Consider the following 13,469-nt stretch of genomic DNA (forward strand, 5'->3'; position numbering starts at 1 on the left):
TTTTATGCCAGCCAGTGGCGGAAACGCAGCAGTATCAGCAGGCCCGGCAGTGCGATCAGGGCGCAGCAGAGGAAAAACCCCGGCCACCCCAGCCATTCGGCCAGCAGCCCCGTGGGGGCGGCGACGATCACCCGGGGAATCCCCATCAGGCTCGACAACAGCGCGTACTGGGTCGCGGTGAAACGGCGGTCGGTCTGGCTGGCCATGAAGGCGACGAAGGCGGCGGTTCCCAGTCCGGCCGACAGGTTCTCGAAGGTCACCACCCCCATCAGCCCGAGCAGATCGCGCCCCCACCAGGCCAACAGGACGAAACCGGCGGTGGACAGCGCCTGCAGCACCCCGAAACCCCACAGGGAGGCGTACAGCCCCAGGCGCAGGATCAGCACCCCGCCGATCAGCCCGCCGGCGATGGTGGCCCAGAAGCCGAACAGCTTGACCACCGCCCCGATCTCAGTCTTGCTGAACCCCAGGTCGAGGTAGAAGGGCATGGTCATATGGCTGGCCATGGTGTCGCCGATCTTGTAGAGCAGGATGAAGGCCAGAATCCAGAGCGCATCCTCACGGCGGAAGAACGTCAGGAAAGGCTGGACCACCGCCTCCGCCAGGGTCCTGGGGACACCGTGGGCGCTCTGCGGCTCACGGGCCCACAGCGTGATCACGGCCCCGCTCGCCATCAGCAGGCCGCACAAGGCGTAGACCTGGCGGAAACCGATGAAATCGGCCAGGATCAGCCCGCCGCCGGAGGTGAGCAGCATCCCCAGACGATAGCCGTTGACGTACAACGACGCCCCCAGCCCCTGTTCCAGCTCGGCAAGGGACTCGCGCCGATAGGCGTCGATGAGGATGTCCTGGCTCGCCGACAGGAAAGCAACCAGCAGGGCGGCCAGCGCCACCCCCCAGGGGGCATGGGCCGGATCCACCCACCCCAAACCGGCGATAGCCCCGGCCAAGGCCAGCTGCACCAGCAACAGCCAGCCCCGCCGCCGCCCCAACAGCGGCAAGGCGTAACGGTCGAACAGCGGCGCCCACAGGAACTTGCCGGTATAGGGCAGACCCACCAGGGCGAACAGACCGATGGTGGCCAGATCGACCCCGGACTCGCGCATCCACGCCTGCAGCAGGGAACCGGTGAGGAGCAGCGGCAGGCCGCTGTAGAAGCCCATGAAAAAGGCCACCGCCATGCGGCGGCTCCACAGCACCCGCCAGGGACGGGACTCAGAAGGGGTAGTCATAATCGATGATCAGGGGCGCGTGATCGGAAAAGCGCTGTTCCTTGTAGATTTCCACCCGCCGGATCTTGTCCTTCAGCGAAGGGGAGACGATCTGATAGTCGATGCGCCAGCCTACGTTCTTCTCCCAGGCCCGGCCCCGGTTGGACCACCAGGTGTACTGGTCCGGTTCCTGATTGAGGACACGGAAGGCGTCCACCCAGCCCTCCTGTTCCAGGACCCGGTCCATCCAGGCCCGCTCCTCGGGCAGGAAACCGGAGCGGTTCTGGTTGGCGCGCCAGTTCTTGATGTCGATTTGCTTGTGGGCGATGTTGAAGTCGCCGCAGAAAATGTAATCGCGGCCGCTGCGGGCGCACTGGCGCAGGAATTCGAGAAACCGTTCCAGAAAACGGAACTTGAAGGCCTGCCGTTCCTCCCCGGAGGTGCCGGAAGGCACATAGACCGAGGCCACGCTCAAGCGCCCGAAGCGGCCTTCCAGATAGCGTCCCTCCACATCCACGTCGGGCCAGCCGAAACCGTAGATGACTTCGTCCGGCTCCTTGCGGGCGTAAAGAGCCACGCCACCGTAGCCCTTCTTGTCTTGGGCCGGATAGTAATAACAATGGAACCCCTCGGGCCAGAAGACCGGATCCTGCAGCTGCGCCAGCTGGGCCTTGATCTCCTGGAGGCAGACCAGATCGGTGTTCTGCCCGGCCAGCCAGGTGAAGAAGCCCTTCCGGGCCGCCGCCCGAATACCGTTGACGTTCAGGGTGATGACGCGCATGGATGCTCCTGGACAATGGACAAAGTCACCATATCATCTATAGTTAAAAAACACCTAAATCCTGACACACCAGCCCCAGAAACCCAAACATGGCGACAGCGACGGCAACGCCCCCACTCCTCAGCGGCCTGGCCCGGTGTCTGGTCGATGCCGGGCTGCTGACCGAAGAAGCGGCCGGCCAGCACCAGGAACAGGCACGCAGGCAACAGATCCCGCTGAGCACCTATCTGGTCGCCAACAAGGTTCTGGCGCCGCTGGAAATCGCCCGCACCGCCTCCCAGCAGTTCGGAGTCCCCCTGTTCGATCTGAACGCCATGGACATGGCGCAGGCCCCGATCGATCTGGTGAGCGACAAGCTGATCCAGAAGCACCACGTGCTCCCCCTGTTCCGGCGCGGCAACCACCTGTTCGTGGCCGTCTCGGACCCGACCAATTTCCAGGGGCTGGACGAGATCAAGTTCCACACCGGCCTCAATACCGAAACCGTGGTGGTGGAGGAGGACAAGCTCGCCAAGGCCATCGATGTCGCCCTGGAAGCGGCCGACAGCAGCATGCAGGATCTCCTCGACGAGGACCTGGACAACCTCCAGGTCACCAACGAAGAGGAAGAAACCGCCGCGGTCAGCATCAGCGAATCCGAGCTGGAAGACGCCCCCATCGTCCGCTTCGTCAACAAGGTCCTGCTGGATTCCATCAAGAAAGGGGCCTCCGACATCCACCTGGAGCCCTACGAAAAAAGCTTCCGCATCCGCCTGCGTATCGACGGCATTCTCCACGAGGTCGCCTCCCCACCCCCCTCCCTGGCGACCCGCATCATCTCCCGCATCAAGGTGATGTCGCGCATGGACATCGCCGAACGCCGCCTGCCCCAGGACGGGCGCATCAAGATGAAGCTGTCGCGCAACAAGGCCATCGATTTCCGTGTCAACACCTGCCCCACGTTGTTCGGGGAGAAGGTGGTGCTGCGTCTCCTGGATCCCACCAGCGCCCAGATCGGCATCGACAAGCTGGGCTTCGAACCGGACCAACAGGAACTGTTCCTCAAGGCCATCCACAAGCCCTACGGCATGATCCTGGTCACCGGCCCCACCGGCAGCGGCAAAACGGTGACCCTCTACACCGCCCTCAACATCCTCAACACCCCGGACCGCAACATTTCCACCGCCGAGGATCCGGTGGAAATCACCGTCCCCGGCATCAACCAGGTCAACGTCCACCCCAAGGCCGGCCTGACTTTCGCCGAGGCCCTGCGCGCCTTTCTGCGCCAGGACCCGGACATCATCATGGTGGGGGAGATCCGCGACCTGGAAACCGCCGAAATCGCCGTCAAGGCGGCCCAGACCGGCCACATGGTGCTCTCCACCCTGCACACCAACGACGCCCCCCAGACCCTGAACCGCCTGGCCCAGATGGGGGTCCCGCCGTTCAACATCGCCTCGTCGATCAATCTGATCCTGGCCCAGCGCTTGGCCCGGCGTCTGTGCCAATACTGCAAACAGGAAGCCCGGCTCCCGCCGGAGGTTCTGGTCCAGGCGGGCTTTCGGGAGGACGAGCTGGACGATCTGGTCCTCTTCAGCGCCAACCCGGAAGGCTGCGACCACTGCACCAAGGGTTACAAAGGCCGGGTGGGCATCTACCAGGTCATGCCGATCTCCCCCCCGATCCAACGGCTGATCATCGAAGGCGCCAACGCCATGCAGCTCGCCGACCAGGCCCGTCAGGAGGGCATCAACGACCTGCGCGCCTCCGGCCTCAACAAAGTCCGTGAGGGGATCACCACCCTGGAAGAAATCGACCGTGTGACACAGGAATAAGCCATGGCAGCCAAAGCACCCACAAAGGAAACCCTGGAGATTTTCACCTGGGAGGGGCTCGACAAAAGCGGCAAGCGCGTCAAGGGCGAGCAGCCCGGCAAGAGCGAGACCCTGGTCAAAGCCCAGCTGCGCCAGCAGGGCATCAAGCCGGTCAAGGTCAGGAAGAAACCCAAACCCCTGTTCGGCGCCCGCAAGAAGAAGATCACCACCAAGGACATCGCCGTCTTCAGCCGCCAGCTGGCCACCATGCTCGCCGCCGGGGTGCCGCTGGTGCAGGCCTTCGACATCGTCGGCCGCGGCCATGAAAATCCCAGCATGCAGGAACTGCTGCTGGGGATCAAGGCCGACATCGAGGCCGGCAGCACCCTGACCGAAGCCCTGCGAAAACATCCCCTCTACTTCGACGACCTGTTCTGCAACCTGGTGGAAGCCGGGGAACGGGCCGGGGTGCTGGAAACCCTGCTGGACAAGATCGCCACCTACAAGGAAAAGACCGAATCCCTCAAGGCCAAGGTGAAAAAGGCCCTGACCTATCCGGCCGCGGTGGTGGTGGTCGCCTGCATCGTCACCGCCATCCTGCTGATCTTCGTGGTGCCGCAGTTCGAGGAGCTGTTCAAGGGCTTCGGCGCCGATCTGCCCGCCTTCACTCAGTTGGTGATCGAAATGTCCCGCTTCATGCAGGCCAACTGGTACTACCTGCTCGGGGCCCTGGTCGCCGCCGTCTTCGGTTTCAACTACGTCTACAAACGCTCCCAGGCCTTCCGCCATTTCCTGGACCGGATGTTCCTGAGAATCCCCATCATCGGCCCGCAGATCCTGCACAAGTCCGCCATCGCCCGCTTCGCCCGCACCCTGGCTACCATGTCGGCCGCCGGCGTACCGTTGGTGGAGGCGCTGGAGTCGGTGGCCGGGGCCGCCGGCAACGCCGTTTACAGCGACGCCATCCTGGAGATCCGCGAGCAGGTCGCCACCGGCCAGCAGCTGCAGCAGGCGATGCGCCAGACCAATCTGTTCCCCCACATGGTGGTGCAGATGGTCGCCATCGGCGAGGAATCCGGCTCCATCGACAGCATGCTGTCGAAAGTGGCTGACTTTTACGAAGAAGAAGTGGACAATGCCGTCGACAACCTCAGCAGCCTGATGGAACCGATGATCATGGCCTTCCTCGGAATCGTCGTCGGCGGCCTGGTGGTCGCCATGTACCTGCCGATCTTCAAACTGGGATCCGTCGTCTGATGCTGGCGCTGCTGCAGCAGGTGCCGGCCCTGTTCTACGGCGCCGTGTTCGTTCTCGGCCTGCTGGTGGGCAGTTTCCTCAACGTGGTCATCCACCGCCTGCCGGTGATGCTGGAACGGCGCTGGCGCCAGGAATGCCGGGCCTTTCTCGGCCTTCAGGAAGAGCCGGTCACGGAGCGCTTCGATCTGGTCCGGCCGGCTTCCCACTGCCCCCACTGCGGCCATCCCATCCGCGCCTGGGAGAACATCCCCCTGCTCAGCTGGCTGCTGCTGCGGGGACGCTGCAGCCAGTGCCGGGCGCCGATCTCCCTGCGTTATCCCGTGGTCGAGTTGTTGACCGCCCTGGTGTCCCTGGCGGTCGCCTGGCGTTTCGGCGTCTCGTTCCAGACCCTGTGGGGACTGGTGCTGACCTGGAGTCTCGTCGCCCTCAGCGCCATCGACATCGACCACCAGCTGCTCCCCGACGCCATCACCCTGCCGCTGTTGTGGCTGGGACTGCTCCTCAACGTCGCCGGTCTGTTCACCGACCTGCGTTCGGGAGTCATTGGCGCTGCGGCCGGTTACCTGGTCCTGTGGAGCGTGTATCAGGTCTTCCGCCTGCTCACGGGCAAGGAGGGCATGGGGTATGGAGACTTCAAGCTGCTGGCCGTCTTCGGCGCCTGGCTCGGCTGGCAGATGCTGCCCCTGATCATCCTGATCTCCTCCCTGGTGGGCGCGATCGCCGGCATCGCCCTGATCCTGCTGCAGGGGCGGGACCGCGGCCAGCCCATTCCCTTCGGCCCCTATCTGGCGGTGGCCGGCTGGATCGCCCTGCTCTGGGGCCGGGAACTGACCCAGTGGTATCTGCACCTGACCGGCATCGCCTGAATGCTGAAGATTGTCCTGACCGGCGGCATCGGCAGCGGCAAGAGCACCGTGGCCCGGCTGTTCCAACGTCACGGCGTTCCTGTCATCGACACCGACGAGATCGCCCGTGACCTGGTGCGGCCGGGCCGTCCGGCCCTGGGCGCCCTGGTCGATGCCTTCGGCCCCAGGATCCTGACCGCAGACGGCCGGCTGGACCGGGCCCGCCTGCGCGAGCTCGTCTTCAGCGATCCTGCCGCCAAGGCCCGCCTGGAGGCCATCCTCCACCCCCGCATCTTCTCGGAACTGGAACGCCGCCTGCAGGCGCTCAAAGCCCCTTACGTGGTCATCGCCATCCCCCTGCTGGTGGAAACCGGCGCCCGGGGGCGGGTCGACCGGGTTCTGGTGGTGGACTGCCCCGAAGCCCTCCAGATCGAACGGGTCAGACACCGCGACGGCTGGGACGAGGCGCTGATCCGCCGGATCCTGGCCAGCCAGGCCGGCCGCCTCGAAAGGCTGGCTGTCGCCGACGACGTCATCGTCAACGACCGGGATCTGGCCCATCTGGCGCGCCAGGTGGCGGAACTCCACCGCCTGTATCTGCGTCTCAGCGCGGAACGCGACGATCCCTGAAGACATGCTGCAGACCCCGCCCCTGAGCCTGTATGTCCACCTCCCCTGGTGCGTGCGCAAATGCCCCTACTGCGATTTCAACTCCCACGCCGTAGCCGGGGAATTGCCGGAGCGCGCCTACGTCGAGGCCCTGCTGGCCGATCTGGACCAGGACCTTGAAACCCTCGGGGCGCGGCCGTTGATCGCCATTTTCTTCGGCGGCGGCACCCCCAGCCTGTTCTCCCCGGAATCCTTCTCCCGCCTGCTGGCGGGCATCCGGGCCCGGCTGCCCTGGGCCGACGACATCGAGATCACCCTCGAGGCCAACCCCGGCACGGTGGAAAGCGCCAAATTCGAGGCCTTCCGGGCGCTTGGCATCAACCGGCTGTCACTGGGCGTCCAGTCCTTCCAGGACGACAAACTCCGGCGCCTAGGACGGATCCACACGGCCGCAGAGGCCGTCCAGGCGGTGGAGACCGCCCGGCGGGCGGGATTCGAACGCATCAACCTCGACCTGATGTTCGGCCTCCCCGGACAGACGCTGGCCGACGCGCGCCACGATCTCGACACCGCCCTCGCTCTGGAGCCGACCCATCTGTCGTGGTATCAGCTGACTTTGGAACCCAACACTCTGTTCGCCAAGTATCCCCCGCCGCTGCCCGACGACGACCGCCTGTGGGCGATGCAGACGGCCGGCTTGGAACGTCTGGCCCGGGCAGGCTTTGAGCGCTACGAAATTTCCGCCTACGCCCGCCCGGGCCAGCGCTGCCGCCACAACCTCAACTACTGGCGCTTCGGCGACTATCTCGGCATCGGCGCCGGGGCCCACGCCAAGCTGACCTTCGCCGCCGAAAACCGGATCGTCCGCAGCCATAAGATCCGTCACCCGCGGCATTACCTGGAGAAGTCCGGGACCCCCGCCCGCCTCGGCGGCCGGCAGGACATCGCCCCCACCGAGCGGCCGCTGGAGTTTCTGATGAACGCCCTGCGGCTGCGGGAGGGCTTTCGCCGCGGCGAATTCGAAGCCCGCACCGGCCTGCCCTTCTCCCACCTGGCGCCGGCATTGGCGCCCCTGCAGGAACAGGGCCTGCTCGAAGGCGATGGCGACACGTTCCGCTGCAGCGCCACGGGCTGGAATTTTCTCGACACCGTGCTGACCCGTCTCACCACCTGAGCGATACGCGGTAAGATAGGCTTCCCTCAACCCGATCCGCATCACCGATGTACCCCTATCAACGCCAGTTCATCGAATTCGCCATCCACGCCGGGGCCCTGCGCTTCGGCCGCTTCCAGCTCAAGTCCGGGCGGATCAGCCCCTACTTCTTCAACGCCGGCCTGTTCAACAGCGGCGAACGCCTGCGCCAGCTCGGCGGTTTCTACGCCGACGCCCTGGAAAACAGCCCCCTGAGCTGCGACATGCTGTACGGACCGGCCTACAAGGGCATTCCCCTCGCCTGCGCCACCGCCATCGCCCTCGCCCAGCGCTACGACAAGGACTACCCTTACGCCTTCAACCGCAAGGAGGCCAAGGACCACGGCGAGGGCGGGCTCATCGTGGGCGCCCCGCTCCAGGGCCGGGTATTGATCGTCGACGACGTCATCACCGCCGGCACCTCGGTGCGCGAATCGGTGGAAATCATCCGCCGGGCCGGCGCCGAACCCTGCGGGGTGCTGATCGCCCTCGACCGCCAGGAGCGGACCGACGACGGCCTGTCCGCCATCGCCGCCATCGAACGGGACTACGGCCTGCCGGTGCAGGCCATCGTCACCATGAATGACGTCATCGCCTGGCTGGCCGAAAGCGGGCGTTTCCAGGCGGAGCTGGAAGCCATCCGCGCCTACCGCCGCGACTACGGCGCTTGATCGGCCGCGGGAAAGGTCTACGCTTAAAGTTATGTATCGTATCGCCCTGCTCTTCCTCGGTATCGCATTGGCCGCGCCCGCCTTCGGCGAAAAAGACGGCGCCAGGCTCTACCGTTGGGTGGACGCGCACGGCAAGGTTCACTATTCCGACACGGTGCCGGCAGAGGCGGCCCGCCAGCGGCGCATCATCTACGACAAGCAGCAGCTGCGCAAACTCGAGGTCGTCGACAAACCCAAAACCCCCGAGGAGCTGGCCCGCGAAGCCCACCTCGCCCGGCTGCGCCGGGAGGAAAAACGGCTGCTGGAGGAACAGCTGGCCCGCGACCGTGCCCTGCTGCGCACCTATCGCAGCGAGGAAGATCTGCAGCTGGCGCGTCAGGGACAGCTGAACACCATCGACGCCCGCATCCGGGTCCTGAAGACCAACCGCAGGCGCCTCGATGCCCTGCTGCAGCAGAAGATCCACAAAGCGGCGCAAATCGAACGCGACGGCCGCAAGGTTCCCAAGGCGCTGGCCGGGGAAATCGCGGCGATCCGGCAGCAGATCCGCTTGACGGAGGAAAAGATCGCCAGCGAGAGAAAAAGCCGCGAAACCCTGGAACGCAAGTTCACCCAGGATCTGGAGCGCTTCCGCCGCCTGCGCCGGCACTTCCAGGCCGATGCGGTGGCCACCACCCGCCCCGACAGCCAGCCTTCGGCCAAGCAGCGGGTCATCCTCAGCATCGCCGCCTGCCGGCCCCGCATCGACTGCGAGCGGGCCTGGCAGCTGGCGCGCATCTACGTACAGACCCACGCCACCACGCCCATCTTCATCAGCAGCCCCGCCATCATCCACACCCAGGATCCCCGCCAGGACGACGACATCGCCCTGACCGTCGCCCGTATCCGCGGCAAGGAAAAGGATACGCTGTTTTTGGACGTGCGCTGCAAACTCTCCAGCGTCGGCCAGGCGCTGTGCCACAGCGACAAGGTCAGACAGCTGCGGGCGGAATTTCCGCCCTTCATCGAAGCGGGCCTAAGCCTTTCCTCCCAGCAGGGTGCCGATACCCCGGTCGGTGAAAAGCTCCAGTAGCACCGCGTGCTCGATCCGGCCGTCGATGATGTGGACGCTGCGCACGCCGCCGGCGATGGCGTCCAGGGCGCAGCGGATCTTGGGAATCATGCCGCCGGAAATGGTGCCGTCGGCGATCAGCTTCTCCACCTCCGCGGCGGTCAGACCGGTCAGCAGTTCCCCGTCCTTGCCCAGCACCCCGCGGGTGTTGGTCAACAGAATCAGCTTTTCCGCCTGCAGCACCTGGGCGAGCTTGCCCGCCACCAGATCGGCGTTGATGTTGTAGGACACCCCGTCCTCCCCCACCCCGATGGGGGCGATGACCGGAATGAAATCACCGTGGACGAGCATGTCCACCACGGCAGGGTCGATGCTTTCCACCTCACCGACGTGTCCCAGATCGATGATCTCCGAGGCATCCACCGCAGGATCCCTGGGCTTCAGCACGATCTTGCGCGCCCGGATCAGGCCGCCATCCTTGCCGGTCAGGCCGACGGCATGACCGCCGTGCTGGTTGAGCAGGTTGACAATCTCCTTGTTGACCAGACCGCCGAGGACCATTTCCACCACGTCCATGGTCTCCCGGTCGGTCACCCGCATGCCCGCGACGAAACGGCTGGTTTTTCCCAGGCGCTCGAGCAGGTGGCCGATCTGCGGCCCGCCGCCGTGCACCACCACCGGATTGATGCCCACCAGCTTCAGCAGCACCACATCGCGGGCGAAGCTGTGCTTGAGGGCGTCGTCCACCATCGCGTTGCCGCCGTACTTGATGACCAGGGTCTTGCCCCGGAAACGGCGGATGTAGGGCAGCGCCTCGATCAGAACGTGGGCGATCTGATCGGCGTAGCGTTCGGATAACGGTTTCTGGCTTTCCATTCACTTTTCTCCCTGCTGAACCTCCCCACGCCTAAAGGCGGGGGTTCTGGCGGGAACCACCGCCGCCTCTCTTCCATCCCTTCCGGGAATGGAAGCCTCGGCTTTGGCTGTCCCACCTTCCCCGGACGACCCGCTCCGCCTCCGAAAAGCCCCGAAGGTGGCAGGAACCTTGCCCCTGCCATTGCAGGTTGCCTGCCTCCACGCCGCCCGGAGGAGCGGTTCCGCAGCCGGCCAGCGTTTACGTGCCAGCCCCACGTGGAGGTCCTCTCCCTCAACGCAGCGGGCCAGAAACGCGCTGTACAAATCGCGTTGCATCACCACGCCACACCCACAGGCATGGATGCGTTGGGAGAGGGGCTTTTTATGCCTCGACCCGCAGTGGCACACCTGGCTCAAACAGGTGGTGCGGGTCGGAAATTCCACCAGCTTCCCGACAGCACTTTCAGCCTTGCGGTTCAGCAGGTTCAGAAACATGGACGGCGCCCGGTCGCGGATGCTGCGGCCATACCGCTTCTGCAGCGCCCGGTAGCTGAACAACGCCTGCCAATCCTCGGAGGACTGCATCCGGTCCAGCCGCCGCAGGGTTTCCCCCAGGCAGGCGTTGTACACCTGCCGGGCCGCCTCGAAGCGGGCCTTCAACGTGCGATCCGCCGCTCCATCGACCCGAAGGGGCAGTTCCAACACGAACGAGGGCGATTGGCTGCGCTTGGACATAGCGATAGTATACACCCGCTACAGAGCGCCGCTTATCCCCACGCCTGAAGGCGGGGGCTTGCGCGGCGCAATTTGGTCAAATGGCAACGGCAGCGCCAGTTCGATGGTTTCGAACCAATCCCGGAAACGTCCCTGGATGCGTTCCAGCGCCACGGTATCGTCGGCCTCGAAACGGAATTGCAGCGCCGGCCGGGCATAGGCCGCCCGCACCGCCCCCCAGCCGCTGGCGAAATCGATGCGCACCCCGAAACTGGCATCGACCTTGGCATCATCGAAGCACCTGTCCGCCGTCTGCTGGAGCAGCTTCAGCGTGCGCTCGGTTTCCTCCAGCGATTCCAACGGGGTCTCCAGATAAGGACTGACGACGCTCTGGGACAGTTCGGCGAAGAGCTCGTCCGAAGCCAGGGGATCGGCCGAGAGCACTTCCACCAGCCGGGCAGCGCCATAGATGGCGTCGTCGCTGCCGATCCAGCGTTCCCGGAACCACAGATGGCCGCTGAAGCCGCCCCCCAGCGCCGCCCCGCTTTCCTGCAGCTTGGCCTGCAGCCGGCACGGCAGGGGCGATGCCGTCACCGGCCGGCCGCCGTGCTGAACCACGTAGCGGGAGGCATGGCGGCTGCACTCGGTGTCGACCACGATATCGCTGCCCGGCTCCCGCGACAACACGTCCCCCGCCAGCAGCATCAGCACCCGGTCGGCGGGCACCCAGCGCCCCCGGGCGTCAACCACCGCCAGTCGGTCACCGTCGGCATCGAACGCCAGCCCCAGTTCGGCCTCCGCGTCGGCCGCCACCCGCTGTCCCAGCGCCGCAAGCGCGCCCTGTCGGGCCGGGTCGAACAGTCCCTCGCTGCGGATTTCCTCCACCTCGCACCCCAGGGTGCGCAACAGGGCGGTCACCGTCTCGCCGACGGTGCCGATACCGAGATCGACGATGACCTTGAGCGGCCGCCCGAGCTGGACGTCGTCCATCACCGCGCCGATGTAGTCGGCCAGCAGGTCACGGCTTTCCACCTGTCCCATCCCGCTGGCGAACTGTCCTTCCGCCAGACGCTGCCGCAGTTCCGCAAGACGCTTGCCGGACCATCTCTCCCCGGCGATGGTCAGCTTGAGGCCGCCGTATTCCAGGGGGCAGCTCCCGCCCGTGACCACCAGGCCGGAACGGACGTTGAGATAATGACAGCCGAAGTGGACCAGGGGAGCGGGAACGGCATCGAGGTCGATGACATCCCGGCCGCTGGCGCGCAACCCCTCGATGAGGGCGGCAGCCAGCGCCTCGCTGCCCTCACGCCGGTCCCGCCCCACCACCACGGCCTGCTCGCCCTGGGCCTGGATTTCGGTGCCGATCGCCTGGCCAAGGGCCTGAAATGCCTCCACCGGCAGTTCCGCAAACGGCGCCCTGAGGTCGCAGGGTTGGAAAACACGCTTTGCGGGAACGTGGATGGTGGTCTCGGACACCGCCACATCCCCGGATCCGGTACTGTCTGCACTTGCCTCTCCGGTAGTGGAATTGGTTTGCGTTTTTCGCTCGACTTCCCGACGCAACGCCTCATCTTCCTCCTTGAGCTCCACACGGTCGACGGGAGGCGACAAAAGCAGCAATCGGTCGATCAATGGCTGCAGTTCTTTAGCCTTGAGCGGATAGAACTCCTGCCGTTTCCCCAAACGCCAGTCGTCGATGAAACGCAGTAGTATGTCCACATCCGCTTGTAACGATCGGGTGATCCAGCGCCATCCCAAATAGCCGATCAATGCAATGACCGCCATCGCCACACCCCAGAAAGCCAGCGCGTAAACCGGATTTGGAGCTGTCCAGACAGGCCAGTAAACAACCTCCCATTCCGTCCCCACCACCGGAAACCGGCTGCCTGGCTTCATAGCTTTGAGCGCAATATCACCCCGAAACGCCAGCATCGCTTGGCCTTGCATCAGGGCGTAGGCGCCGGCAGGCGGCGGTGTCAGAGCGCGCTGCAGCCATTTCGGGTCCAGCGCCACCAGCAGCACCGCCAACACCTGGTCGCCGCTGCGGATCGCGCGGGCGAGGGCCAGATGCCGCTCTGGAGTGCCGAGACCGTGCATCGCCAATGGTGGGGTGGCGCTCACGGCCCGCTGGGCCAGGTCCAGATCGGCGAAACTGAGCGCGCCCTGGCCGGCATCGCTGCCGGCGGGAAGCAGACGCACCCACAGGGCGTCCGGGAGCATCCGCTGCAACCGGACTTCGATGGCCTCCCAGGGCTGCTGGACTAGTTCGGTTTCCCAGCGGGGATCGCGCGCCAGGGCATCGACCAGCTGCTGCATGCCCTCGGCCCGGGCGCCGACTTGGGCGGCAACCGCCTTGGCGTAGGCGGCCCAGTGCGATGCCCGATCTTCCTGGGCCTGGCGCCAGGAGAGGACATACACCCCGCCCACCGCCAGCGTCAGCGCCAGCACGGCGACGACGAGGAGGACGATCAACCAGCGTGCCAGACTCAT

12 protein-coding genes are annotated in these 13,469 nt (G+C 65.5%); 7 read left to right on the top strand and 5 right to left on the bottom strand.

What is annotated here, in order from left to right; translation table 11 throughout:
* Positions 1–2: 2 nt before the first annotated feature.
* Both MCIT9_RS11680 and MCIT9_RS11685 read right to left on the bottom strand, forming a co-directional pair.
* A complete protein-coding gene (locus tag MCIT9_RS11680) occupies positions 3–1,232 on the bottom strand; it encodes an AmpG family muropeptide MFS transporter (RefSeq protein WP_317705053.1) in 1,230 nt (409 codons plus the stop codon).
* Positions 1,216–1,992 carry an exodeoxyribonuclease III gene (locus MCIT9_RS11685; RefSeq protein WP_317705054.1) on the bottom strand — a complete coding sequence of 259 codons (777 nt, stop codon included), beginning with the start codon at positions 1,990–1,992 and terminating at the stop codon, positions 1,216–1,218. Before MCIT9_RS11685 ends, MCIT9_RS11680 begins: the two co-directional genes overlap by 17 nt.
* A gap of 89 nt (positions 1,993–2,081) precedes the next feature.
* On the opposite strand from MCIT9_RS11685, the gene pilB reads away from it, so the two are divergent.
* The 7 genes from pilB to MCIT9_RS11720 are packed head-to-tail and all read left to right on the top strand — an operon-like array spanning position 2,082 to position 9,431.
* Positions 2,082–3,806: a type IV-A pilus assembly ATPase PilB gene (gene pilB / locus MCIT9_RS11690; RefSeq protein WP_317705055.1), complete on the top strand. Its 1,725-nt coding sequence runs from the start codon at positions 2,082–2,084 to the stop codon at positions 3,804–3,806.
* 3 nt (positions 3,807–3,809) lie between these two features.
* Entirely contained in the window at positions 3,810–5,042 is a 1,233-nt protein-coding gene (locus MCIT9_RS11695; protein ID WP_317705056.1) for a type II secretion system F family protein, read from the top strand.
* Positions 5,042–5,908: a prepilin peptidase gene (locus MCIT9_RS11700; protein ID WP_422880179.1), complete on the top strand. Its 867-nt coding sequence runs from the start codon at positions 5,042–5,044 to the stop codon at positions 5,906–5,908. The genes MCIT9_RS11695 and MCIT9_RS11700 overlap by 1 nt, the downstream gene beginning before the upstream one ends.
* Positions 5,909–6,517 (top strand): dephospho-CoA kinase, encoded by a 609-nt coding sequence (gene coaE, locus MCIT9_RS11705; RefSeq protein ID WP_317705057.1) that lies wholly within the window; start codon positions 5,909–5,911, stop codon positions 6,515–6,517.
* A 4-nt stretch (positions 6,518–6,521) separates the two neighbouring features.
* Positions 6,522–7,670, top strand: coding sequence for a radical SAM family heme chaperone HemW (hemW, locus tag MCIT9_RS11710; RefSeq protein ID WP_317705058.1), 1,149 nt, complete (start codon positions 6,522–6,524; stop codon positions 7,668–7,670).
* 47 nt (positions 7,671–7,717) lie between these two features.
* Complete coding sequence (gene pyrE / locus MCIT9_RS11715; protein WP_317705059.1) at positions 7,718–8,359, top strand: orotate phosphoribosyltransferase; 642 nt, start codon at positions 7,718–7,720, stop codon at positions 8,357–8,359.
* Between the two features lie 31 nt (positions 8,360–8,390).
* Positions 8,391–9,431, top strand: a complete 1,041-nt coding sequence (locus tag MCIT9_RS11720) for a DUF4124 domain-containing protein (RefSeq protein WP_317705060.1) — start codon at positions 8,391–8,393, stop codon at positions 9,429–9,431.
* Here MCIT9_RS11720 and argB read toward each other — a convergent pair.
* The 3 genes from argB to MCIT9_RS11735 are packed head-to-tail and all read right to left on the bottom strand — an operon-like array spanning position 9,375 to position 13,469.
* The gene (gene argB / locus MCIT9_RS11725; protein ID WP_317705061.1) at positions 9,375–10,286 is read right to left on the bottom strand and encodes an acetylglutamate kinase; all 912 of its coding nucleotides are present in this window, start codon (positions 10,284–10,286) and stop codon (positions 9,375–9,377) included. The two genes, MCIT9_RS11720 and argB, sit on opposite strands and share 57 nt — an antisense overlap.
* The gene (locus tag MCIT9_RS11730; protein WP_317705062.1) at positions 10,287–10,970 is read right to left on the bottom strand and encodes a zinc ribbon domain-containing protein; all 684 of its coding nucleotides are present in this window, start codon (positions 10,968–10,970) and stop codon (positions 10,287–10,289) included.
* Between the two features lie 48 nt (positions 10,971–11,018).
* Positions 11,019–13,469: a phosphohexomutase domain-containing protein gene (locus tag MCIT9_RS11735; protein WP_317705063.1), complete on the bottom strand. Its 2,451-nt coding sequence runs from the start codon at positions 13,467–13,469 to the stop codon at positions 11,019–11,021.

It is taken from the genome of Methylomarinovum caldicuralii, from assembly GCF_033126985.1.
GTDB classification, from domain to species: domain Bacteria; phylum Pseudomonadota; class Gammaproteobacteria; order Methylococcales; family Methylothermaceae; genus Methylohalobius; species Methylohalobius caldicuralii.